Raw genomic sequence first — 22,031 nt, forward strand, 5'->3', positions numbered from 1 at the left:
GCGGTCGACCTGTACCTCGCCGCCCTGGCCGCCCCGGCCTCGCGCTGTGACGGCGGCCGCGGTGACCCGCACACGCCTGGAACGCGTCCGCACCGCGGTCGGCATCGCCTCCCTGGCCCTCCAGCAGATCGAGGACACCGACCCGCCCGGCGGGTTCATGGCGGCCGTCGCGCAGCTGCTCACCGGCGCCGCGCGCCGTGCCGAGCAGGTCGAGCCCGACCGCGACGGCGACGTCTCGTGCCCGCTGTACGAAGCCGCCGCCCTGATCACCGACAACGCGGGCCTGCGCCTGATCTGGGCTGCCCGCGCCCTTCACCCGCAGGGAGACATCTGAGATGGCGAGCAAGAAGGCGACGAATCCGCCCCGGGGGCAGTGCACGCAGTGCTGGTACCACGCGTACGCCAGCCGAGAGGCCCACGCCGGGCTCGGTCCGCGTGAGGACTGCCCGGACTGCGTGGACCACATGAAGAACGGCCACCCCGCCCACATGATCGTCCGCTAACACCCGTTGCGCGAAGCCGCCGCCCTGATCACCGACTACGCCGGGCAGCGCCTCATCTGGGCTGCCCGCGCCCTTCACACGCAAGGAGAATCGCATGACTGAGCTGATCTACCCGCAGATGCCCGATATTGGTAACCCCGGCTATCAGTCCTTGCGGAGTGCCCTGCGGGCAACCTCTGCCGCGTAGCCGGGACGGGTGTTCCCTGCGTCCTGGGACCACAGGGTGGCGGTGTTGATGTGGAGGCCGAGGAGTCGGCTGAGGACTACTGCGGGAAGCTGCCCTGCAAGCTCCATGAGAGCGGTGTTTCGGCCGGCTCGGGTCGGAATTCCGAGTCGGTTGAGGCGATGCTTCAGCTGGGCGGCGCTGATCGGGCGTCCGGGCAGCCCGCCGGGGAAGAGCCAGGGGTGGGCGTCGGTGTGCCCGACGACTGCATAGCCCTTGCGAGTGCGGACGAGGTCGCGGATCAGCGTGCTCAGAGGTTCGGGGATCTCAACCGGGCGCGTTCCCAGCATGAGGTCCAGCGTCTGGCCAGTGTCCGTGACCTTGGCCGTGGTGAGGTGCGCGATGCGCGTGCAGGGCTGGCCACAAAGGAGGACCAGGCAGCCGGCGACGCGGTCGACGGTGGAGAGTTCCGTGTCGTGCAGGAGTCGCCGGCTCAGGCTCCATCGTTGATCCGGTTCCGGCAGTGCCTGCTGGCCGCGGGTGCTGCGGCGAGTGGGTATGGCGACGCCGTGTGCGTGTCCGCGGGCCACGCTCCAGACGAGGAAGTTGCGGGCCCCGAAAGCGATGGTCTCGTTCGAGGCGAGCCATCCGTCTATACGCTGACCGCCCACGACGTGGACCAGTGCGACTGGCTGCCGGGAACGGTCGCCGCGGTGTACGGACTGCCGCCGGGATCGCCCGCCCGCGAGCACCTCGCGGAGATCGCCGGGAGAGATCATCAGGCCCGGCTCGCCCGAGTGCACCCGGCTGAGGTCACGTATGAACCCGCACGGCTGGTGGTCGAGAACGAAGGAGGCCGGGTGACCGCGTACACGAAGACCTGACGGTGCACGAACCGGATCAGGACCGTGTTAGCGGCCGGCCTCACCTGCACGTTCACTCGGCAGCAGTTCGGACGTGAGCCCTGACCGCGGACCGCTCGCCGAGCGGTCCGCGGGCTCGTAGCTGCATCACGATCCTGATCGGGTTACCAACGCGCGGTGGTGAGCACGGTCCTGCGGGAAGGTCATGCGCTCAACCGCGCACAGGCCCGGCAACGCAACGGCCAGCGCGAGCCGCATCTTGACCGGTAACGTTTCGACGCGACGTGTGACCGGGTTGAGATCGGTGGGGGACGGGTGGCTGGCGAAGCTGTGCGGTTGCTGGACAGGTTCGGCCGCCGTTACGCCGTCGCCGTCCGCGTCGCGACCCTGCCGCCCATCGGGGCGGTCGCCCTGCTGCAGGCCTCAGCCGGCGAGTTCGCGGCCACAGCGCTGACGGTTGCCGTCGCCGTGGCCTGGACGTGCGCGCAGGGATGGCTGCAGCGGACGGCCACCGTGCCGGTCGCCTTGGATGTGGCTGTGTTGCTGGGTTTGTGCCTGAGCGCCTTCTGGAACGACGCGGTGGAGGACGGCAACACCGCGTGGCTTCGGCTGCTGGTCACGTTCGCGTGCGTGACGTGGCAGTGGTACACCACGCCGCTGGCCGGCATCGTCGCGGCACTGGTGACCTGCGGCTCGATGCTCGTCGTCTTCGCCGTGGCCGGGCAGAACCCGACCTCGTCGCTGATGTGGGTGCTGGTGATGGCCGGCATGTCCAGGGCGGCCTGGACAGTCGTCGTTCGCGCGGCCGAACGAGCCGACCGCATGGCCACCGAGGCCGAACGGGCACGTCGCGAGGCCGCGGTGGTGGCGGCCGTCCGTGCCGAGGAGCGTGAGCTCGCGAACTCCCTGCACGACACGGCGGCCACCACGTTGCTGATGGTCGGCACCGGGCAGGTGCCGGCGGGGGCGAGTTGGCTGGCACCACAGGCCCGCCGTGATCTGGCGCGGTTGCGTTCCTCTGCCGGTGGGCGCAGACCGGAACAGGCCGATCTCGTCGACCTGCTGCGGGCCGGTCTCGACGCCGGCCACCTGACCGTCGAGCTCGACGCACCGCCTGCGTTGCCGTTGCCGTTCGACGTGGCCGACGCGATCAAGGGTGCGGTCGGAGAGGCCCTCAACAACGTGCGCCGTCACGCCGGGACGGACCGGGCGCTGGTTCGGCTGCACGGCGGTCCGAGCGCACTGCGGGTCGAGATCTCCGACGAGGGCAAGGGATTCGCTGTCACCGAGGGTGCTTCGACCGCCCGACGTGGGCTTCGTGAGTCTGTGCACGGACGGATGGAACGGGTTGGGGGCACGGCCACGGTCATCTCGGCCGAGGGGGCGGGCACGATGGTGCGGCTGGAGTGGCGGTCCGATGAGTGACGACGAAACGAGAGCGCAGCTGCAGCGTGGTCTGCGGATCGCCACACTGATCCTCGCCGTGCTGACGGTGGACGTGCTCGGCCTGATCCACCTGTTGCAGGGCCTGGAGTCCCACGACTTGCCGGCGGCACAGTTCGCTGCCCTCGCCGCGCTGACCGCGGTGCTGGCCACCGAGGCTGTCCTGGTTGTGCGGCGGCGGTCTTGGCGCACCGGGCGCCGGATCGCCATCGCCGTCGTACTCGCCGCGTCCGCATTGTCTTACCTGACCTTGCCGGACGGCATGACGTCGACCACTGTGGACTGGTTGTTCGGAGCGGCGAACTGGGCTGGGGCCGTGGTCCTGCTCGATCGTCCTTTCAGGATTTTCCTGGCGTTCCTGGTGACGCACGAACTGCTCGCGCTGGCAAACCTGCTGGTGTTCCACGAGGTGAACCGGGCGGCGCTGGTGCGGTTCACCACGGGCTCGGTGACGGTGTTCGGGTTGCCGCTGCTCATGGCCGTGGTGGCGTCGGTGCTGGGCGGGATCGCCACCGAGGCCGCCAGGTCCGCTCGCGAGCTCGAACTGGCACGGACCGCAGATGCTGCCGCGTCAGCCGCGCATCGACGCCGCACCCAGCGGTTCGCCGATTTGAGCGGCACGACCGTGCCGCTGCTGACCGGCCTCGCCGACGGGTCGCTCGAGCCGTCGGATCCGGCGGTGCAACGCAGTTGCGCTATCGAGGCGTCCCGGATGCGCCGGCTGTTCGCCGAGACGGACACGGTCGACAACCCGCTGCTGCACGAGCTGCGCCACTGCGCGGAGATCGCGGACCGCAAGGGGGTCGAGGTCGAGCTGGACACGCGTGGCCAGTGGCCGACGCCACCGGTGGCCGTCCGGCGGGACCTGACCGACGCCGCGCTCACCGCACTCGCGACGGCGGGCTCCTGGGCGCGGGTCACCGTGGTCGGCAGCGCTGATGCGGTGTCGGTCAGCGTAGTCGCGGACTGCGCCGAACACGCGGTGCCGTCGCCGGCCACACCGGACGTGCGGATTGAGATCTTCGGCAGCGGCGGAACAATGTGGATGGAGGCCCAGTGGCAGCCGAGTTGATCACGGCCGTGATCGTGGACGACCACGCGGCGATCGCGGCGGGCGTGCGGTACTGGTGCGAGCAGGCCGATCCGCCGATCGGTCTGCTCGACGCGGGCGACCGCCTCGCCGGCGTGTGGACCGGCGAGGGCGCCGACGCCGACGTGGTGATCTTCGACCTGGAACTGGTGCCCGGCAAACCAGACTTCGGCGAGCTCCGCCGGCTCGTCGACAGCGGCCGGCGGGTGGTCGTGTACTCACAGCACGCCGACAACGCCACGGCGATCAAATGCATCGACCTCGGCGCGTTGGCTTATCTGACCAAACGCGAAGGCCCAGAGCACCTCGTCCCCGCCGTCAGGGCCGCCGCCGAGGGCCGGGCCTACACCGCGCCGTCGCTGTCCGGCGCACTCGCCGCGGACGACACCCCCGACCGGCCGCGCCTGTCGCCGCGCGAGGCCGAGGTGCTGCGGGCATGGTTCGCCTCCTCCTCCAAGGAACTCGTCGCCACGAAGCTCCACATCACCGCGAAGACCGTCGACACCTACATCGCCAGGGTCCGGGTGAAGTACGCGAGCGTCGGACGGGCCGCGCGCACCAAGAGCGAACTCATCACCCGAGCACTCGACGACGGCATCATCACGCTGGCCGAGCTGAACGAGACCGCGCCGTGAGGCGTTACCCCGCACGCCCGAGGACACCGCTCGGTGCCTGTTCGGGAAAGGCGCTGGCGAAAACACGGCGGTGCAGCTCACGCAGCAGCGGGGCTTGCGCAGGATGCGCCAGGTCTTGAGTTGGGCGTTGGCGCGTTCGCCGGGTCCCGCGCATGGGCGTAGCCATACCATGCCGGTGATCATCAACCTGTGGTCGGCAAGAAGCATTGCCTGCCAACGCATCCAGCCCAGGATGAAAAGGCTCAGTCAGGCGAGAACGGTCAGTTCGGCTTTGTACAACGAGTTGAGCGCGTCCGCCATGGCGTTGTCGTAGCTGTCGCCTGTGGACCCACTGAGGCGTCGGCCTCGGCGAGGCGCTGGGTGTAGCGCACCGCCCGGTACTGCCGGGTCAGGCGGTGGGCGGAACGGCCGTGCCCCGCAAGTTGAACTCGATGCCGAGCTGTTCCGCTAGCCCAGGCACGGCGATCTCGGTGACCAGGTTTCCGGTGGCTCGGTCGAACTGCTTGATCTTGATGGGTGTCTCGCCGTCGAACGTCTCCTGGATCAGGTGTATCGACCGGTCCGTGAAGATCGCCTGGCTGGACGAATTGCTGCCCGAGGTGAACCTTGTGTCGAACCGCGGCTCGGTGACCCCGGAGGCGATTCCGGTACTCATGATCCGGCCATCGGCGGCGAGCCATTCGAGGTGACCACCGCGGACCGCCCGTGCGTCGTAGGACTTCTGGGAGAACGTCTCGGGGTCGACCAGTTCCTCGGCGATGGGGCGTCCCTGGACGTCGACGAGGGGCTGTTCGGTGTACTCACCGTTGCTGGTGTCCCACGAAACGATGGTCATGTGGGGCTTGCCGTCGGCGTCGGCGTAGTCGGAAAGGAACGTGATGACACCGTCGTGACATGGCACGTGACGGTTGTGGTCTCCCGCGTCGAAGGCTCCTCGCCAGGCGAGGGCCTTTTCCTGTCCTTCGGTTGCCGGATACAGCCGGGAAAGCAGCTCCGGCTGTGCTTTGGGATCGGCCTTCGAGCGCATGCCAGGAATCTTGGCCGAATCCGCGAAATGAGCTCCCCCGTCGGTGGCGATTCCATTGAGGACACCGCCGCACAGCGCGTTCATGAAGTAGTTTCCTTCGACCTGGTAGAGCTGGGAACCGGTCGAAGTGGTGACGGCTACCTGGTTGGCGTAGCCGGATTCGGAGAATCCTTCGTTGTAGACTGAGACGAAACCCTTGTTGTCCGGCAGCGCGAAGGCCGACTGCTGATGCCCTGCCTTCTTGTTCTCGAAACTGACCAGACCGTCCTTGCCGAGGATGTAGTCGCGTGTGTCGTCGCTGAAGAACAGCCCGGTCTCCGACCACACGATATGCGGCTCGGTCATGCCGTTGGTCTCGATCAGCCGTTTGCTGCCGTCCGCCTGCACCAGGACCAGATAGGCCGGCTGCTCCTTCTTCGAGCTCTTCTCGACGGAGGTGTCCGGGCTGAGGTAGAACGCGACGACGGTTTCGCCGAGCTTCACCACATCGGGATCGGCGATGTTCACCGCTGCTCCGCCGTCCGGCGACGTGCAGGCCGTCACGGCCAGAATCGCACCGGCAGCAAGCGCGATGAGTCGGGGAATCCGCACCGGATCGAATCCTCTCAGACGGTGGGCGGTGCGACCTGCACCCGGCAGGCCGCACCGCGCATCGAACTTCGTTACTTGATGGTCTGGTAAACCACGGTGCTGCCGTCATCCCTGATGTTGTCGGGGTAGACGCCCAGCCCGCCGTTCTTGTCCAAGTCGATGTTGACGGAATCCTTGTATGCCTTCCACACCAGCTCGGAGCAGTTCAGCTTCCCGTTGTTGTTGTACTTGTTGTTCGCGAAGTCCGTGTCGTACGGCATGTTGCGGAACTTGTTGTAGGCATGGTTGGCTGCCTTGTCGCGGCTGGACTGCTTTGCGTTGACGGACATCTTGTAGATGGGGCCACACTTTTTCAGCGTGGACGCCGTGACGGACCTGCTTTTGCTGCCCTTGCCGGGCGCCTCCACGATCGTCTTCGTCGTGTAGTAGATGCCGACGTGGTTGTGCTTGAACGCGGAGGTCTTGGCGTAGGAGTGGAAGACATCTCCCTTGTTCCGCGCGTTTCCGACCGTCTTCTTCGTCTTGCAGGCGCCGTCGTCAGAGGAAGCGATGCCGACCGGGCTCGGCGCGGCCGTCTCCGCGGCTTGGGCGGGCGCGACGAGCAGGCCGGCCATTGCCGTTCCTGCCACGACGGTGGCCGCCATGGACGAGGCGAGAATTCGCCCGATTTTAGACATGTGTAACCCCACTCCGTAACCGGTGGACAGTGACCCCAACGAAAAGGCGCGTAGCGCGCACAAATCTTCCGATGTGACCACATTGGATGGTCACGATCAGACCCCTCTAGTCCTGGAACCTCCAGTCCGTTTACGAAGATGACATTAAACCGCCCGGTCACCCTCGTCTGTCGGGTGTTCACCTGACACGAAACGTCACGAGCCAGCTCGGCACACCCGACTTCGGCATCGGCGCCGAGGAGCTCACCGTTGTGGCTCATCGCCACCCCGGTCGACCCACCCACTCTCTTGGGGCCACGCTCCCGGATCCCTGGACGCTCAACGACTTCGACTTCACCGCCCAGCCCGGCGTCGATGAGAAACTCATCCGCGACCTCGCGACGCTGCGCTTTCTCGACGATATTGGTAACCCCGGCTATCAGTCCTTGTGGAGTGCCCTGCGGGCAACCTCTGCCGCGTAGCCGGGACGGGTGTTCCCTGCGTCCTGGGACCACAGGGTGGCGGTGTTGATGTGGAGGCCGAGGAGTCGGTTGAGGACTACTGCGGGAAGCTGCCCTGCAAGCTCCATGAGAGCGGTGTTTCGGCCGGCTCGGGTCGGAATTCCGAGTCGGTTGAGGCGATGCTTCAGCTGGGCGGCGCTGATCGGGCGTCCGGGCAGCCCGCCGGGGAAGAGCCAGGGGTGGGCGTCGGTGTGCCCGACGACTGCATAGCCCTTGCGAGTACGGACGAGGTCGCGGATCAGCGTGCTCAGAGGTTCGGGGATCTCAACCGGGCGCGTTCCCAGCATGAGGTCCAGCGTCTGGCCAGTGTCCGTGACCTTGGCCGTGGTGAGGTGCGCGTTGCGCGTGCAGGGCTGGCCACAAAGGAGGACCAGGCAGCCGGCGACGCGGTCGACGGTGGAGAGTTCCGTGTCGTGCAGGAGTCGCCGGCTCAGGCTCCATCGTTGATCCGGTTCCGGCAGTGTGAAGTTCCCCCCGCGAACTGGACAGCGGGTGTTTACGCTGCCGGGGCGAGGTTCTGCCTGAGCAAGGATCTCGTTTCGAGCGGGGTGACGTACCCGTAGTCGGGGTGTCGACGGAGCCGGCTGCGGTTGTACTCGACCTCGATGTAGCGGAAAACGTCGGCCCGGGCGGCCTTGCGGGTCTCCCACATGGTCGTCCCGATCTCCGCTTTCAGGATGGCGAACCAGCTTTCCGCGGCGGCATTATCGTAACAAGAGCCGACGCGCCCCATCGACTGCCTCATGCGCAACTTGCGTATTTCGCTGCGGAATTCGTCACTCGTGTACTCGCTGCCGCGATCCGTATGCATGACGCAACCCTGCTCCAGGCCGCCACGCCCGGCCGCCATCCGCAAGGCGGCGACCGGCAGCTCGGCGCGGTGGTGGTCGGCCATCGCCCAGCCGACCACCTCCCGCGTCGCGAGATCGATACAGGTCGCCAGATACAACTTCCCTTCCAGCGTGCTGAGTTCAGTCATGTCGCCGACGAGCCGTATCCCGGGCCGGGGCGCGGTGAAGTCCCGGCCGATCAGGTCGAGCGCGAACACCGCCCGCTTCGCCTGCCGGGTCAGGCCCCGCCGCCGACGGCGGGTGATCCCGACGATCCGGTGCTTGCGCATCAGCCGCTCGACCTTCTTGGAGTTCACCACCCGCCCGGCCCGCCGCAGGGCGGCGTGGATCCGCGGGGCCCCGTAGGCGCCGCGAGATCCGGCGTGAAGCACCCGGATCTCGCCCACCAGCACCTCCTCGGCCCGCTCCCGCACCGACCGGGCCGGCCGTGACGCCCTGTGCGCGTAGTAGGTGGAACGGGGCACTCCCAGCACACGTCACAGAAACGCAACGCTGTGACCTGCAGGATTACCCTCCGATGCCTTCTCCGCATCGATGAAACGACACCGTGCCACGGTGTCTACCTCATCTTGTCCTGCGCGAAGAAGGCGGTCGCTTTTCCCAGAACCTCGATCGTGGCCTCCTGCTCGCGAACCTTCCGCCGCAGCCGGACCAACTCCTCACGCTCCGCAGTGGTCAAAGCCCCGGCGGGTCCCTCACCGCGGTCGACCTTCGCCTGCTTCACCCACCCACGCAGCCCTTCGGGACTCACGCCCAGATCCCTCGCGACCTCGGTGACCGTCTTCTCCGAGGACAACGCCAAGGCGACCGCGTCCCGCTTGAACTCGGCCGTGTACCGCTTACTCATGTTGCTCTTGCTGCTCACTACCTGTGACTGCTTCCTCCGGGACCATCCGTCCCAGTATCAAGCTGTCCGGCTGGCAGGGGGAACCTCAGTGCCTGCTGGCCGCGGGTGCTGCGGCGAGTGGGTATGGCGACGCCGTGTGCGTGTCCGCGGGCCACGCTCCAGACGAGGAAGTTGCGGGCCCCGAAAGCGATGGTCTCGTTCGAGGCGAGCCATCCGTCTATGTCCTGCTGAGTGCAGGCGGACAGACATGTGCCCTGCTCGCGGAGCGAGCCGAGCAGCCGGATCGCAGCCTTGATGTCGGTCTGGACGGTGACGATTTGGCTGTGGTTGAGCGGACGCCGGGCGGCTCGCCGCCGCAGGCGGCGCATGTGGAACCAGACCGAGAAGTGTCGCAAGTCGCGTCGCTCTTCGATGACTTCGACCTGTTGAAGGGTCTCCTCGAGCCATTGCTCGAAACGGGTGAGGAACTCGTCTCGCTCAGGAAGCACGCCGTTGGCGGCCAAGGCAGCGCGGAGGAAGCGCACTGCCTTCGAGGGAGGCACGTCGTCGAGCGTGTCGTGCGTGACCGGGCCGGAGCCGGAGGCGAGGGCAGACAGCAGACGCCGAGGTCCGGGCCGGCCCAGCCAGAGCAGTAGGGAGGAGGGCTCGCTGCTGGTCAAGACGGTGACGACGGGCTCCAGGTGCAGCCGCAGGGTGCTGGCGGGATCCGCGAGAAGACCGCGAAGCTGGCGGGTGGCGGCGCATTGAGCGCAGAGCCCGTAGTGATGGAGGCGTTCGACGACGCCGCAGTCGACGCAGGCGGAGAACGAGACGGGATCGTTGGCATAGCAGCTCTTGCAGAGCGGCCCGTCGGGAGTCCGGCCGTGGACACGGCGGACCTCGCAGCAGGTCAGGCACGGTTCCTTGCGGCGGGCGCAAGGCTCGCAGAGAGCGGACCCGTCGTCGGCGCGGACCCAGACGGGACGGATCGTGCCGCAGCGGATGCAGGGTTCCTGATTGAGGCGGGCGGTGCAGTTCGGACAGCGCGGTGAGTCGCTGTCCGCGTGGTGGCAGGGCTTGTAGTCGCCGCAGCTGGAGCACGTCGCGAGAGGAGGCCGCCAGCATCGCTTGCAGACGGCGGCACCGTCCTGGCGGTTACTGACTTCGGCGTTATAGCGTCTGGGTCTTTGTCGGACCTCGTGACAGGACCCGTCTTGGCTGGTAGCCCGGAAGTATGCGGTATCCGGACGGGGGCGGTTTGACCGCCGAGCAGCGCACGCGGCGCGAAGAGGTACGCATGCGGGCCGCTGATCTCTTCGAGGAGGATGTGAAAGTCCCGTGCATCGCCCGGGAGTTACGGGTGAGCGAGAAGTCGGTCTACCAGTGGCGCCGCGTGTGGGCGTCAGGTGGGCGGGAAGCGCTGCGTTCACAAGGGCCCCCGGGCTACGACTGCCGACTCGGCCCCGACCTGCAGGCCAAGCTCGCCGTCTGGCTGGAAGAAGGGCCGGCCGCGCACGGCTGGAGGGACGACCAGGTGTGGACCGCCGCAAGGGTACGCACGCTGATCGGGCGGAAGTTCCACCTCTCCTACAGCGTCTCCGGGGTGACCCGGCTGCTGCACCGGATGGGCTTCAGCGTGCAGATGCCCGCCCGGCCCGCCGCCGAACGCGACGAGGACGCGATCACCGCATGGCGGGAGGCGACCTGGCAGGAGGTAAAACCTTCCGGGCGGCGACCGGCGCGTATCTCTGCTTCGAGGACGAAGCGGGCGTGACCGGTCGGCCGCCCAAGGGCCGCACCTGGGGCCGACGCGGCATCACCCCGAAGGTCAAAGTGCCCGGTCGCAGCGGGGGACGGCTCTCGGTAGCCGGGCTGCTGTGCTACCGGCCCGGCCTGCCCGCCCGCCTGTGTTACCGGCTGCGCCGGCACACCGGCCGCAAGGGCGAGCGCCGCTCGCTCGGCGAGAGCGACTACATCCACCTCCTGGACGGCGCCCACCACCTGCTCAAGGCCCCACTGATCGTGGTGTGGGACCGGCTGAACACCCACACCTCCAAGACGATGAAGGCACTCGTGGCCGAGCGGGAATGGCTGACGGTGGTCCTGCTGCCCGGGTATGCGCCCGACCTCAACCCGGTCGAGGGCCTGTGGGCGCACATCAAGCGGAGCCTGGCCAACCTGGCCGCCCGCACCCTCAGCGAACTGGAGACCCTGCTCCGCAGACGGCTCAAGGCACTGCAGTACCGGCACAGCATCCTCGGCGGGTTCCTCGCCGGGGACGGGCCTCGCTCTCGACAGACCGAACTGACCCTAAAACGCCGAAGTCAGTAGCGGTAGTTCGTTAAATCCGGAGATAGAGATCAATACCGTGTCCGGTGGTGACCGCGTCGATTAGGGCCTGGAGGTCGGGGGGTGGGTCCGTGTCCGTCCATGCTTGCCACCATCGGGTGAGGGTGATGGCGGGGGTGAGCCAGGAGCGGACCGAACGTAATGCCTTGGGCCAGCAGGGCAGTTGGGGTGGGTGGGGTTCGGTTGGTCCCCCTCTCTGGCCCCTCGTCGGGGCAGGGGTCCGGCGCGGTGGCATCCAGGGGTCCGGGTGGGGTGAACCACTGGTCCCAGCAGAAGGAGAAGGCGCAGTTGACCAGGGTCTGGTGGCGGCGGATGGCGCGGTCGGAGCGGACTTGGAAGTCGGCCCAGCCGAGTTCGTCCTTGATCTGCTTGTAGCTCTGCTCGATCCAGGGCCGCAGTCCGTAGAGTCGGACGATCTCGGCGAGGTCGGCGGGCGGGTGCGGGCCGGCGGCGTGGTGGGGTGCGTCGGGGTGGGGCAGGTTGGTGGCCAGATACCAGGTGGCCTTCTCCGGCAGGGCGGCCGGGTCGGTGGTGGCCACGACCAGACGGCAGGGCGAGTCGGGACCGTAGCCGCCCAGTCGGGCATCGGCGGCCCACCAAGTCTCGGTGTGCCCGTCGCGGAAGTGACGCTCCACGGGCGTCCAGTCGCCTGGATGTCTGGCATCGCGCCAGGTCAGGGCGTGCGCGGCCTCGATGGGGGTGTGCGGCTGGTCGGCCGGGGCCCAGGTGCCGCGGTGCGGCTTGAGCGCGACCACGTAGGCCAGGCCGGCCTCGCGCAGTGCGAGATACCAGTCGTCGCTGACGGAGTAGGCGCAGTCGGCGACCACCGCCCGGCAGGAAAAGCCCGCCTCCTTCCCGCGGGCCGCGAGGGCGGCGGCCAGCTGCGGTTTCGTGCGGAAGGCCGGGTCGGACCGGCCGCGGGGGAAGTGGTGGGCAGGGGTGTAGGGGTGCGTGTGCAGCGGGTAGTAGACGCGGCCGTCGGTCCATACCGTGGTCACCGTGACGATGCCGTTGTCGGTCTTGCCGTACCGGCCCAGCCACTGCCGGCCCACATTCGCGGTCGCGGTGCCGGCCTTGCGGTCCCCGGAGTCGTCGATCACGATGATCCCGCCGTCGTGCGGAGCGGTCGCCGGTTCCTTGCGCAGCAGTTCAAGCCTCCGGTCGTTGATCTGTTCGGCCTCCCAGGGCGACTCGGACAGGAAGAACTGCAGCCGCTGTACCCCTGGCTTCCCCGCACCGGCCACTGGCTCCGCCCCGGCCAGGCAGGTGATCGTCTTGTTCCGCTCTCGCGGCGCCAGCAGCCCGGTCAGATACTCGCGAAATCCTCGCCGCTGGGCCAGGCTGAAGAAGAGGTCGTCGAACTGGGCCGCGTAGTCCTCCAGCGGCCCCGGCGCAGGCGGACACGGACGGCGGGCAGTCATCTTTAGCCTCCGGCAAGGCAGTTGGCTCCTATGACCGGCCTACGACCAACTCGACCCGTCGTCAACCCACGCCACCGCCGGATTTAACGAACTACCGGTAGTGAGTAGGGCAAGGCGTCCGCAGCCGGTGCAGGTCTCGTGATTCACCGGGTCACGGCGCATGCAGCGTGAGCAGAGCGGCTTCCCCTGGGGAGTACGGGTGGCAATGCTGGATGGCTGGTGACAGCGCGAGCAGGACTGTAGCCGTGTCTGGTCGTAGCAGCGGCGGCAGCACCGCGCGTCGTCGCGCCGGAATCTCAACGCGACCGGGCGACGGCAGAAGGGGCAGGCCGGCAGGGCGATGTTGCGGGCTCCGTACTCGACCAGGGCCTCGATGAGCGCGATCACCCGCGTCGATCCATAGGCTCCTTGCCCTGACAGCAATTCAGGGTGGCGGGAGAGTTCGTCCGCGACCTTACGGCACTGGAAGGGCTGCGGCACCGACAGCTCGACCACCCGGGCCAGCGCTTGATCATCCAGTCCGGTGTCGAACTTCTGCAGCATGTCGATGATCGCCTCGGCGCCACCGTCCTCGTCAGGCCGGTGCTGTTGGCAGCGGGGACGGCCCTCTCGGTCCCAGGCGACGACCTGCAGCGTCTTTCCACAGACGGCGCAGGGACGGCGGTTCCGTGCCCGCTGGGGGTCACCGCAGTGGGGCACAGAGCCGTTTGTTCCCGTCGACCCGGCGCAGTGGGTTGTTCTTCCCGCAGCCGGCGCATCGTGGCATGACGAGGCGGGAGGCGCCGTGCGGCTGCAGAGCGCGTACCAGCAGCTCGATGAGGCGAGGCCCTTCGGGCCTCCCGGTAGTCAGCAGGTCGGGCGAGGTCGCCAGCGCCTGGGCCAGGCGGCGGAGCTTGGCACGGGTGTCGGCTATCTGGTCGACGTTGTGTTCGAGCAGATCGAGCGGAAGGTCGGGCTCGGTGGCGACGAGCACTTCGAGGATCACGGCCCGCGGCTCCGTCAGGAACCGCGCGGCATCGCTGGTGGCGCTGGATATCACGTCGGTCAGAGGATGCGGGCGGGCTTGGGCCGGAACGAACCGACCCCGGGCTCGGAGGTGTCGGCGGTCGCGGCCGTTTCACCGGAGGCGGTCTTGCGCTGCTGTCCGGTGGCACGGACGGGCTCGATGAGTTCTTCCATCCGGCAGCCCAGGATGTCCAGGAGAGCCATCAGCGTCTTCATGCTCAGCCGCTCGGGCCTCTCGGTGACCAGCCGGAAGACCTGGCTGGCCGAGAGGTTGATCCCCCGCTCGGCCAGCAGCGGTCGGAGGTCGGTGGTGGAGAACATGCCGCGGGCGGCCATGAGCTCCCGCAGGTGCCACTGGTAGTTCAACTTGGCGGTCATACCGTCTCCAGTTCTTCGGCGGTGAAGGCCCGGTCGAGTGCGTTGCGCATCATCGTGTTCATGAAGTCCGTGCTGACCCCGGTGTAGATGGCGGTGGTCGACGCGAAGCGATGGCCGACCTGTTCCTGTACGAACTTCGGGTCGACGCCGTCCTCGATCTGGTGCGTGACGTGGCTGTGCCGCAGGCAGTGAGGGACAAGCTCTTTGTCGAAGCCGAGGGCATCACGGTAGGCGGCGAACCGCGTCTCGATCTCCCTTGGTTGCAGGCGGCCGCCTCGCTCGGTCAACCACACGGCTTTGCGGTCGGCGTGATGCCGAAATCGAGGACGGATGTTGACGAAGTAGTCCTCCAGGGACTCCACCGCCCAGGGCATGACGCTGGCCACCATCCGGCGGCGAGGACCCGAGCCCTTCGTCGCTTTGCCCCAACGGACGTTCATCATCCCGAACTTGCCCAGCTCGGGCGCCTTCGGGTTGCGGTAGAAGTCGGTGAGGTCCAGGCGGGACACCTCGCGGGCCCGCAGGCCCCAGCCATAGATCGTCTTGAAGACGGTGGCGTCCCGGTAGGAGGTCAGGGCACCCTTGCGTCCGAGGCGGACGGCCTTCTCGACCTGGTCATCGGCGTAGTCGAAGAGGGCCTGGCACTCCTCCCTCGTCAGCGGTCGGCGTTCGACATCGCCTTCGTAATCCTCCAGGTAAGCCGCGGTGTTCCACTCATGGCAGATCTGGATGGGATGCGTCCCGAACCGCTTGATGCACTCCTCAGCCCACCGGTAGTGGGGCGAGGTGATGAAGTCGCAGAACAAGCGGATCGCCCCCTGGTAGGAGCGGATCGTTGACCTCGCCCGCCCTTGTTCCGCGATTCAGCGAGAACGACCACTCATCCATGTGGGCGGTAGTCCAGTTCCACGGATACTCGCCGCTGAAATCGACGAATCGCCGTATGAGTCGACGACGGTCGTCGATCGTCTCGGGGTCCAGACGGCGTCCGCGCTGCTGTTTCTCCCACCCGTCGAGCATCCCGTCCAGCACGGCGTCTTCCGGGTGCAGCAAGAACACCCCGTCGACCAACTCCAGTCGAGCCGATCCAGGTGATTCCTGGTCGCGCCGAACCACACCAACCCCCTTGCATCAGGAGGCTGAATCATGCAGCAGATGAATGACGCTTGTCATCTTGGCAGGTCAGGGCCCATCCCGGGCGTCACGGAGGGCTGCTACTGTGACCCGCAGATCAGGGGCGAATCGCCCAACATGGGATGCATCCAACGCAATTCCCCGGGGTTGCACAGCCTGGTGGTCCTCATCGGCCCCTCCGGCGCCGGGAAGTCCACGATCGCGCGCACCTGGCCCGCCTCGCAGGTCCTGTCCCTGGACGCGCTACGCGAGGTCACCAGCGACGATTTCTCTGTCAAGTTCAGCATGTTGACGTGAAACGGCTCACCCATCAGCTCAACCGATGACCGGGCTGCAGCGTTCGACGGAACCCGGTCCCTGGCCGAACCTTCGGCCCGGGGTTGTGTCCACCGGAGACGTTGCCGTTTCACTACTCGGTGATACCGTATAGCGGTACTCGGTAGCACGTAGTACTGGCCCGGATGAGGAGCACCCGCGATGGACGACCTGACGGAGATGTTGAAGGGCACGCTCGAAGGGTGCGTGCTCGAAATCATCGGCAGCGAGGAAACCTACGGGTACGCCATCACTCGCCAGCTGAACGAGCTCGGCTTCGCCGACGTCATCGAGGGCACGGTGTACACGATCTTGCTGCGGCTGGAGAGGAACGGGCTCGTCCAGGTGACGAAACGACCATCCGGGGTCGGTCCGCCACGCAAGTTCTACGCGCTCAACGACGCCGGGCGCGAGGAACTCGTGAAGTTCTGGGAGAAGTGGCAGTACCTCTCATCACGCATCAACAGGCTCAAGGAGGGCGGGAGATGAACTTCTGGGAGAAGGTCACAGGCAGCGATCTCACCAGGGATTGGAAGGCGTTCGGAGCCCGGGTGGAGGCCCTGCCGGACGACTACCGGGAGGCGTGGGACCAGATCGTCGCCCACCTCTTCCCCTACGGGGACTTCACTGGCCGCAACCTGACACCGATCCTCGACTCCGCCCTGGGGCTGCTCGAAGTGTCGGCAGCGGACGGGCAGAGCGTCCACGAGGTGCTCGGCGACGACATCCAGGGCTTCTGCACGGCGCTGGCCGGCGGAGCAGGGGCCCGGACTCATCGCGACCGGTGGCGCGAGCAGTTGAACAGGAACGTCGCAAGGAAACTGAATCGGCTGGGAGGCTGACGTGAGCATCCAAGACATCATCGAAGGCAAGAAACAATGGCGGGCGCACGTGGCCCGGGTCAAGGCACTCCCGCCGGACTACCAGATCGTCTACAAGGAGATGCAGAAGTACCTGTTCAAGGTCGGACCGGTCAGCCTGCCCGACGGACCCCTCCTCCCTGGAATCGTTGACTTCTTCGAGGAGGGCGTCGCCGCGGGCAAGGGAGTTTTGGAACTCATCGGCACCGACGTCGCCGCGTTCTGCGACGACCTGATCAAGGACTCTCCCACCTACGCGGATGCTTGCCAGAAAGCCATTAGCGGGGAACCCGGCGCGGCCACGGAGTGACAGCCGCCGGACCGGTTCGCGACGCTGCTGGGTTCCACCACGCGGGGTTCATGGAGCACTTGTTCAGCAGCTGTCGTATTCCTGAGCAGGAAGATTCATCAGCCCTCGCAAGGTAGCTATTCAGCGGGGTTGAGCGGTTCGGTCAGGCCGCTGTCGTGTCGGGGGTGAGGGCGTGTGGGATCCACGCCCCGGTGGTGAAGAGGCGTTTGAGTGCGTCGTAACGGCCGATGCCCCATTTGGACGCGGTCGACAGGTACGACTGGACGATGGCGAAGTCGGCCAGCCCCTCCAGGGTTCGCCAGCAGCCTCCGGAGGAGCGTTGCTGGACCTTCGCGGGTCTGATGTCGCGCTCCGCCTGGTTGTTGGTGAAGGGGACAGCGAGGTCGGTGCTGAAGCGGAGGATCACGTCGCGGTGCTGCTCGAAGCGGGCTGCCAGGGTCCGGGCGTGACCAGCCAGGGCGGTGCTCAGACCCCGGTTGTCCTGACGGGAGCGGGCCAGTGCTCCAGTGTAGAGCCGGTTGATGGTGCGCAGCTCGCCCGCGCTGAGTTCCTCGCGTCCCGTGTCCCGGGCGGCGTGGGCGAAGCGGTTGGCTTCCAGCAGGGCGTCGGCCATGGCACGGGCCCACAACTGGCCCTGGGGATCGGATTCGTGGATGCCGCGCAGGTCACGCAGCAGGTGGGCGCCGCACCAGGCGTGCAGCACATGGTCCAGGTGGGTATAGCCCGCGTAGCCGTCGCGGACCAGGACACCGGACAGGTGCGGCAGTACGTCTCCGGCGTCGATGGTGGCGGCTGAGCGGTCTCCGGTGTGCATCAGGGTGAGGTGCTGGGTGGAGGCCACGTGCAGGAAGGCGGTCCTGGCCGCGGCGCGGGTGAACGTCTCATCGGCGTGCACCACCGGGGCGCCGGCCAGCAGGGCACGCACCGCGGGCAGGAACCCGGACTCCAGCAGGCGGGCGGCCTTGGCACGCAGGGACGCGGCGAACCCGGCGGAGACTTTCATCCCGCACAGTTCCATCACCAGCAGCGTCGAGCGGTGCACGGGAATGTGGTGGCCCAGGACCGCGTCGGCGACCTTCGTGGTGATCTCCGGACCGTACTGGGCGGCGGAGGCGACACCGTCGGGGAAGCAACCGGTGGCCTTCTTCCCGCAGCCTGGGCAGCACTTGATGTCGGCGGCGTACTCGGTGACCCGTGGCGGGGGCGGGGTAGTGAGGTCGAAGACCTGACGACGGCGTACCGCGGACACCGGTACCTCGATCAGCGACCGGTCGCAGCCCGCGCAGACCGCCGGGGCCGGGATGGGGATCCGCTCGTCCGGATCGTCGGCCTGCCGCAAGGTGGTACCCGGATCGCCGGGCTGCTTGCCCGGCTCGCGCCCCGAGCGCGTTCGCGAGGATCCGCCCCGGGGCCGCTTGCCCGGCCCGTCCGAGGACGGCGGCTTCGACGAGGTCGAGGAATCCTTCGACAACCGCAGCACCAGCGCCTGGACCTGCGCGGTCAACTCCGCGATCTGGACCAGCAGCAGATCGATCCGCTCGTCCTTGGCGGCCTCCCGACTCCGCGCAGCCGCCAACTCGCCACGTACCGCGGCCAACTCGGCGAGAAGGTCCTTCGCAGACCAGTCGAGATCCCCCACACCGCCACCCTAGCGATCACGCCGCCCGGTCGGCGAACCGCTCACACCCTGCTGAATAGCTACGTCAGCCCGAGGTCTGTCGAACGTCGGCTGGAATGCGCCCCGTGAGCCAGCAACTCCGTGGCCGGGAAGGGAAGATCGAGCCATGATCACGAGGAATCCGACAGGAGGCCACATGTCCGCACCGCACCGCGATGCACTGGGCGAACCCGGGTCAGCCACGCCAGCCGCTGTGCCGGGCCAGGACAACCGCCACGGTGAGGCCCTGCTGCCGCGGTCGGCGGTGACCGCGCTGTGGGCGGTCCGGCACGGGCAGAGCACCGCCAACGTCGCCTTCGCCGAAGCCGAACGGACCGGTTCGGCCGGTCTTCCAGTCGCGGGACGCGACAGTGACGTACCGCTGTCCGCGCTGGGACGAGCCCAGGCTCGTATGCTGGCCGGCTGGCTCGCCGGTCATGCTCCCGGCGCCGGGCCGGACCTGGTGGTCTGCTCCCCCTACGCGCGGGCCCGCCAGACCTGGGAGGCGATGGCCGGTTTGACGGCGGACGTGCCAGTGCTGGTCGACGAGCGGCTGCGCGACCGTGAGATGGGCGTCTTCGAGCTGCATCCGCCGGGAGCGCTGGCGGCCGTGGCACCGGACGAAGCCGTGCGCCGGACTCTGCTGGGCGAGTGGTCGTACCGCCCGCCGGGCGGGGAGGCGCTCGCCGACGTCGCCCTGCGCGTACGGGACTTCACCACCGAACTGGCCAGGGCCGCTGCCGACCGACGCGTCCTCGTCGTCGCCCACGACGCAATCGTCATCGCCTTGCGCTACGTGCTGGCCGGTCTCGGCGCGCCCGTCCCGCACGATCTGCCGCCGGTCCCCAACGCCTCCGTCACGCACTGGCGAGGCGACGGGCACCACCTGCGACTCGCCCACTGGGGCCAGACCGCCCACCTCACCGACCTCGCCCTCCCGGAAGGAACCGCATGAGCGACAAGCAGCCTCCCACCGACCCCGTGCTTTCCCACGTCCAGCCGCTGCCCGGCGGCCTGTACGGCGACCAGCCCTACGAAACAGCCCTGAGCGACCTACGGGCGGCCGTCGCCGAGGTGTCCGCCGCCCTGCGCGACACCGAGGACCCGGCCGTCACCGAGGACCTGATGCGCTACCAGGTCGACCTCAACCGCGCCCAGCTCCAGCTGCGTCCGGACGACGACGACGCCCTGGAGCGCGCCCACGCCCTGTGTCGCACGGTGCGCCGCTACCTGACCACCGGGACGGCGTGAGCGGCATGCCGACCACCGAGGGACAGCTGCCGCTGGAGGAGAACCGTCGCATCTTCCGGGAGCAGATCGCCCCCGTCTTCCTCGACGGCTGCACCCCGCAGAGCGCCCCGATCGTCGTGATCGTGGCCGGGCAGACCGGGGCGGGCAAGACCGCGGTGACCCGCATGGTGAAGGACGCCCTCGACCTCAACGGCCCGGCGGCCTGGATCAACATGGACTTCTACAACCCCCACCACCCTCAGTACGCGAGCTGGCAGGCGGAGCGCCCCCAGGAGGCTGACGCCCTGGTCCGGCCGGACGGGGACCTGTGGTGGGAGCAGGCCCAGGAGTACGCGCTCGCGCGGGGCTTCAGCATCCTGCTGGAGTCCGCCATGGTCTCCCCCGCCGAGTACGAGGACATCTGCCGCCGCGTCCAGGGCGCCGCTCTGCCTCCGGCCGTCGCACCGTACCGGATCGAGACGGCCTTCGTCGCCGTCCCCGGGCCCATCAGCCGGTTCGGCATCATGGGCCGGTATCTGGACGAACTCCAGGAGCGCGGGCACGGCCGTCTCGTCGATCCCGACATCCACGACGCCGCTCTGCGCGGCGTCCTTCGCGGCGCCGCCGCGCTTGAGCGCGAGGGCCTCGGCGACTACGCGGCCGTCCTGCGGCGTGACGGCCACACCGTGCACGCCCAGACCATCACCGCCGGCCAGTCCACCCCTGAAGATCAGCTCACGCTCGTGACCGCCATCGAACGGGAGCACGCCAGGGTGCAGAGCCCGGCCGAGGCCGCCCAGTTCGTGGCCCGGCACGCCGCCGCGACGGTGATGGCGCCCGCCTTCGCGCTGCCCGGGCTGGACTACATCGCCCGGGCCGCCGCCCCGCTGCTGCCACCGCCCAGCACACCGTGGCGGGAAGCCGCCGCCCGCGCCGTCCAACTGCGCGGGGTCTTCCCTGCGGCCGACCCCGACCTGACACTGGTGGCCCGCACCGACGCCGACGTCGTCCAGTTCCTCGCGCACGCCCTGGCCGCCCATCACACGGCCCTCGGCGCGGAGAGTGTGCAGGCGGGGACGCAGCACGAGGCGACTGTGGAGCGACTGCTCGGCGAACTCGCCCGCCGTGCCTCACTCTCCCCTGATCAGCGGGAGCGGGAGCAACAGCAGCGCCACGCCTTGCGGACAGCCGACCACCGCACGGTCAGTGAAGCTGGCGTCGCCCTGCCAGCCCGGCCCAGCGCCGTGGCCGCCCGCAGCCGGTCGACGACCACCTTGAGGGCCTCGGGCAGTATCGCGCCCGTTCCTCGCCCGGCCACCGCTCCCCGGCCTGCGGACGGGCCGGAGCATCGGCGCGGACACGGCCGGTAGCCACACGTCCGTCTGCAGGCTGGCTGAAGGGGTCGGGGCTGTCGGCCCCTTCGGTCGCTACTCGCGTTCCCGTCGGAGGTAGTCCGGGAGGACGGCCGCGCCGACCTGGAGCACGGCACAGCCCGAGGAGTCAGCGCAAAGGGCCTGAACTGCGGTAACCGGGGTTATCTAGGGGGCGAAGGCACTTCCCGCAGGTCAGGAAGCCTGATCCGCTGTCAGGCAAGTAAGAAGCTGTTGCTCTATCGATCTTGGTGGGCGTGAGATGGAGAGCCGAACGTGAAACCCACGAATGAAGACACCGTCGAAATCAGCAGGGCCCTGGCGCTGTGGGCGCACATCATGGACGACCACGAACTGGACCGTCTCGGCGAATGCCTCACCGAAGACGCGGTGTGGGACGGCAGCGTCTTCGGCGGCGACCCGGTCGTCGGGCTGGACGCGATCGCGACCTTCATGAACGCCCCCGGACACGCGAAAGCCCACCACACGACGAACATCGTCGTGTCGGAGGGCACGGGCGACGAGGTGCGGGCCCGATCCAAAGGTCTGAGCCTGCTGGAGGGCGGCGGTGTCGCCAGCGTCGTCTACGCCGACGACCTGCGACGCACCGATGACGGCTGGCGCATTTCCCGGCGGGTCATCCATCTCACGTGGCCACATCGCTTCTAGGAGGCCGCTGATGTCACCGTTTCCGGGGCTGGGCTTGAGGCCGTCGGCGGGGTGGCCGGCGGCCGGGATTGGTTGGGGTGGCGGGTTGTGGGCGTGGTGGGGTGCCTGAAGGGCCTGCTGTGGGGCTGGCACCCCCGCATGCGGGGGGGTGTGTGGCGCCTCGG

Annotated in this window: 30 protein-coding genes and 2 pseudogenes; 17 read left to right on the forward strand and 15 right to left on the reverse strand. The window is 68.2% G+C overall.

Annotated elements, in window-relative coordinates:
• The first annotated feature begins 61 nt into the window (after positions 1–61).
• Positions 62–334, forward strand: coding sequence for a hypothetical protein (locus OG622_RS02045; RefSeq protein ID WP_371572707.1), 273 nt, complete (start codon positions 62–64; stop codon positions 332–334).
• 1 nt (position 335) lies between these two features.
• Positions 336–503 (forward strand): pRL2-8, encoded by a 168-nt coding sequence (locus tag OG622_RS02050; protein WP_371572709.1) that lies wholly within the window; start codon positions 336–338, stop codon positions 501–503.
• A gap of 144 nt (positions 504–647) precedes the next feature.
• On the opposite strand, the gene OG622_RS02055 is transcribed toward OG622_RS02050, so the two are convergent.
• Positions 648–1,337 carry a hypothetical protein gene (locus tag OG622_RS02055; protein WP_371572710.1) on the reverse strand — a complete coding sequence of 230 codons (690 nt, stop codon included), beginning with the start codon at positions 1,335–1,337 and terminating at the stop codon, positions 648–650.
• Between the two features lie 3 nt (positions 1,338–1,340).
• Between OG622_RS02055 and OG622_RS02060 the strand changes: the two genes are divergently transcribed.
• The 4 genes from OG622_RS02060 (at position 1,341) to OG622_RS02075 (ending at position 4,697) form a co-directional block, all read left to right on the forward strand.
• Positions 1,341–1,550 carry a hypothetical protein gene (locus OG622_RS02060; protein ID WP_371572712.1) on the forward strand — a complete coding sequence of 70 codons (210 nt, stop codon included), beginning with the start codon at positions 1,341–1,343 and terminating at the stop codon, positions 1,548–1,550.
• A gap of 294 nt (positions 1,551–1,844) precedes the next feature.
• Positions 1,845–2,954 (forward strand): sensor histidine kinase, encoded by a 1,110-nt coding sequence (locus tag OG622_RS02065; protein ID WP_371572714.1) that lies wholly within the window; start codon positions 1,845–1,847, stop codon positions 2,952–2,954.
• Complete coding sequence (locus tag OG622_RS02070) at positions 2,947–4,044, forward strand: hypothetical protein (RefSeq protein WP_371572715.1); 1,098 nt, start codon at positions 2,947–2,949, stop codon at positions 4,042–4,044. The genes OG622_RS02065 and OG622_RS02070 overlap by 8 nt, the downstream gene beginning before the upstream one ends.
• Entirely contained in the window at positions 4,029–4,697 is a 669-nt protein-coding gene (locus OG622_RS02075) for a response regulator (RefSeq protein WP_371572717.1), read from the forward strand. Before OG622_RS02070 ends, OG622_RS02075 begins: the two co-directional genes overlap by 16 nt.
• A 261-nt stretch (positions 4,698–4,958) precedes the next feature.
• On the opposite strand, the pseudogene OG622_RS02080 reads toward OG622_RS02075, so the two are convergent.
• The 3 genes and pseudogenes from OG622_RS02080 to OG622_RS02090 form a co-directional block, all read right to left on the reverse strand.
• A pseudogene (locus OG622_RS02080) lies at positions 4,959–5,080 on the reverse strand (IS3 family transposase); the annotation flags it as partial.
• A gap of 5 nt (positions 5,081–5,085) precedes the next feature.
• The gene (locus OG622_RS02085) at positions 5,086–6,315 is read right to left on the reverse strand and encodes a hypothetical protein (RefSeq protein ID WP_371572719.1); all 1,230 of its coding nucleotides are present in this window, start codon (positions 6,313–6,315) and stop codon (positions 5,086–5,088) included.
• Positions 6,316–6,386: 71 nt separating this feature from the next.
• Positions 6,387–6,992 (reverse strand): YiiX/YebB-like N1pC/P60 family cysteine hydrolase, encoded by a 606-nt coding sequence (locus OG622_RS02090; RefSeq protein WP_371572721.1) that lies wholly within the window; start codon positions 6,990–6,992, stop codon positions 6,387–6,389.
• A gap of 251 nt (positions 6,993–7,243) precedes the next feature.
• Between OG622_RS02090 and OG622_RS02095 the strand changes: the two genes are divergently transcribed.
• Positions 7,244–7,453: an ATP-binding protein gene (locus OG622_RS02095; RefSeq protein WP_371572723.1), complete on the forward strand. Its 210-nt coding sequence runs from the start codon at positions 7,244–7,246 to the stop codon at positions 7,451–7,453.
• On the opposite strand, the gene OG622_RS02100 is transcribed toward OG622_RS02095, so the two are convergent.
• The 4 genes from OG622_RS02100 to OG622_RS02115 form a co-directional block, all read right to left on the reverse strand.
• Entirely contained in the window at positions 7,411–7,779 is a 369-nt protein-coding gene (locus OG622_RS02100) for a hypothetical protein (protein WP_371572724.1), read from the reverse strand. The two genes, OG622_RS02095 and OG622_RS02100, sit on opposite strands and share 43 nt — an antisense overlap.
• 209 nt (positions 7,780–7,988) lie before the next feature.
• Positions 7,989–8,816 carry an IS3 family transposase gene (locus tag OG622_RS02105; protein ID WP_371572725.1) on the reverse strand — a complete coding sequence of 276 codons (828 nt, stop codon included), beginning with the start codon at positions 8,814–8,816 and terminating at the stop codon, positions 7,989–7,991.
• Between the two features lie 86 nt (positions 8,817–8,902).
• A complete protein-coding gene (locus OG622_RS02110; RefSeq protein WP_371572347.1) occupies positions 8,903–9,208 on the reverse strand; it encodes a transposase in 306 nt (101 codons plus the stop codon).
• Complete coding sequence (locus OG622_RS02115; RefSeq protein ID WP_371572727.1) at positions 9,208–9,849, reverse strand: hypothetical protein; 642 nt, start codon at positions 9,847–9,849, stop codon at positions 9,208–9,210. Before OG622_RS02115 ends, OG622_RS02110 begins: the two co-directional genes overlap by 1 nt.
• Positions 9,850–10,403: 554 nt before the next feature.
• On the opposite strand from OG622_RS02115, the gene OG622_RS02120 reads away from it, so the two are divergent.
• Both OG622_RS02120 and OG622_RS02125 read left to right on the forward strand, forming a co-directional pair.
• Entirely contained in the window at positions 10,404–10,943 is a 540-nt protein-coding gene (locus OG622_RS02120) for a winged helix-turn-helix domain-containing protein (RefSeq protein WP_371572729.1), read from the forward strand.
• Positions 10,940–11,500, forward strand: coding sequence for a transposase (locus OG622_RS02125; RefSeq protein ID WP_371572731.1), 561 nt, complete (start codon positions 10,940–10,942; stop codon positions 11,498–11,500). Before OG622_RS02120 ends, OG622_RS02125 begins: the two co-directional genes overlap by 4 nt.
• Before the next feature lie 29 nt (positions 11,501–11,529).
• Here OG622_RS02125 and OG622_RS02130 read toward each other — a convergent pair whose 3' ends face one another.
• The 6 genes from OG622_RS02130 to OG622_RS02155 form a co-directional block, all read right to left on the reverse strand.
• Positions 11,530–12,939, reverse strand: coding sequence for an IS701 family transposase (locus OG622_RS02130; RefSeq protein WP_371572538.1), 1,410 nt, complete (start codon positions 12,937–12,939; stop codon positions 11,530–11,532).
• A 39-nt stretch (positions 12,940–12,978) separates the two neighbouring features.
• Entirely contained in the window at positions 12,979–13,482 is a 504-nt protein-coding gene (locus OG622_RS02135) for a hypothetical protein (protein ID WP_371572733.1), read from the reverse strand.
• A gap of 139 nt (positions 13,483–13,621) precedes the next feature.
• Entirely contained in the window at positions 13,622–13,978 is a 357-nt protein-coding gene (locus OG622_RS02140) for a hypothetical protein (protein WP_371572734.1), read from the reverse strand.
• Between the two features lie 5 nt (positions 13,979–13,983).
• Positions 13,984–14,322 carry a helix-turn-helix domain-containing protein gene (locus OG622_RS02145; RefSeq protein ID WP_371572737.1) on the reverse strand — a complete coding sequence of 113 codons (339 nt, stop codon included), beginning with the start codon at positions 14,320–14,322 and terminating at the stop codon, positions 13,984–13,986.
• Positions 14,319–15,128 carry a tyrosine-type recombinase/integrase gene (locus OG622_RS02150; protein ID WP_371572739.1) on the reverse strand — a complete coding sequence of 270 codons (810 nt, stop codon included), beginning with the start codon at positions 15,126–15,128 and terminating at the stop codon, positions 14,319–14,321. Before OG622_RS02150 ends, OG622_RS02145 begins: the two co-directional genes overlap by 4 nt.
• Positions 15,085–15,438 (reverse strand): hypothetical protein, encoded by a 354-nt coding sequence (locus OG622_RS02155; RefSeq protein WP_371572741.1) that lies wholly within the window; start codon positions 15,436–15,438, stop codon positions 15,085–15,087. The genes OG622_RS02150 and OG622_RS02155 overlap by 44 nt, the downstream gene beginning before the upstream one ends.
• Before the next feature lie 135 nt (positions 15,439–15,573).
• Between OG622_RS02155 and OG622_RS02160 the strand changes: the two are divergent.
• The 4 genes and pseudogenes from OG622_RS02160 to OG622_RS02175 all read left to right on the forward strand — a co-directional run.
• Positions 15,574–15,723: pseudogene (locus tag OG622_RS02160) on the forward strand (AAA family ATPase); the annotation flags it as partial.
• A 210-nt stretch (positions 15,724–15,933) separates the two neighbouring features.
• Positions 15,934–16,260: a PadR family transcriptional regulator gene (locus tag OG622_RS02165; protein ID WP_371572743.1), complete on the forward strand. Its 327-nt coding sequence runs from the start codon at positions 15,934–15,936 to the stop codon at positions 16,258–16,260.
• Entirely contained in the window at positions 16,257–16,613 is a 357-nt protein-coding gene (locus OG622_RS02170; RefSeq protein ID WP_371572744.1) for a DUF1048 domain-containing protein, read from the forward strand. The genes OG622_RS02165 and OG622_RS02170 overlap by 4 nt, the downstream gene beginning before the upstream one ends.
• Before the next feature lies 1 nt (position 16,614).
• A complete protein-coding gene (locus OG622_RS02175; RefSeq protein ID WP_371572745.1) occupies positions 16,615–16,941 on the forward strand; it encodes a DUF1048 domain-containing protein in 327 nt (108 codons plus the stop codon).
• Between the two features lie 142 nt (positions 16,942–17,083).
• Here OG622_RS02175 and OG622_RS02180 read toward each other — a convergent pair whose 3' ends face one another.
• The gene (locus OG622_RS02180; protein ID WP_371583982.1) at positions 17,084–18,538 is read right to left on the reverse strand and encodes an IS66 family transposase; all 1,455 of its coding nucleotides are present in this window, start codon (positions 18,536–18,538) and stop codon (positions 17,084–17,086) included.
• Positions 18,539–18,755: 217 nt separating this feature from the next.
• Between OG622_RS02180 and OG622_RS02185 the strand changes: the two genes are divergently transcribed.
• The 4 genes from OG622_RS02185 to OG622_RS02200 all read left to right on the forward strand — a co-directional run bounded on the left by OG622_RS02185 (position 18,756) and on the right by OG622_RS02200 (position 21,867).
• Complete coding sequence (locus OG622_RS02185) at positions 18,756–19,553, forward strand: histidine phosphatase family protein (RefSeq protein WP_371572748.1); 798 nt, start codon at positions 18,756–18,758, stop codon at positions 19,551–19,553.
• Entirely contained in the window at positions 19,550–19,849 is a 300-nt protein-coding gene (locus OG622_RS02190) for a hypothetical protein (RefSeq protein WP_371572750.1), read from the forward strand. Before OG622_RS02185 ends, OG622_RS02190 begins: the two co-directional genes overlap by 4 nt.
• 5 nt (positions 19,850–19,854) lie before the next feature.
• On the forward strand, positions 19,855–21,198 hold the full coding sequence (locus tag OG622_RS02195; protein ID WP_371572752.1) for a zeta toxin family protein: 1,344 nt from the start codon (positions 19,855–19,857) through the stop codon (positions 21,196–21,198).
• Between the two features lie 276 nt (positions 21,199–21,474).
• Complete coding sequence (locus OG622_RS02200; protein WP_371572754.1) at positions 21,475–21,867, forward strand: nuclear transport factor 2 family protein; 393 nt, start codon at positions 21,475–21,477, stop codon at positions 21,865–21,867.
• Positions 21,868–22,031: the final 164 nt, after the last annotated feature.

The organism is Streptomyces sp. NBC_01314 (assembly GCF_041435215.1).
Lineage (GTDB): Bacteria > Actinomycetota > Actinomycetes > Streptomycetales > Streptomycetaceae > Streptomyces.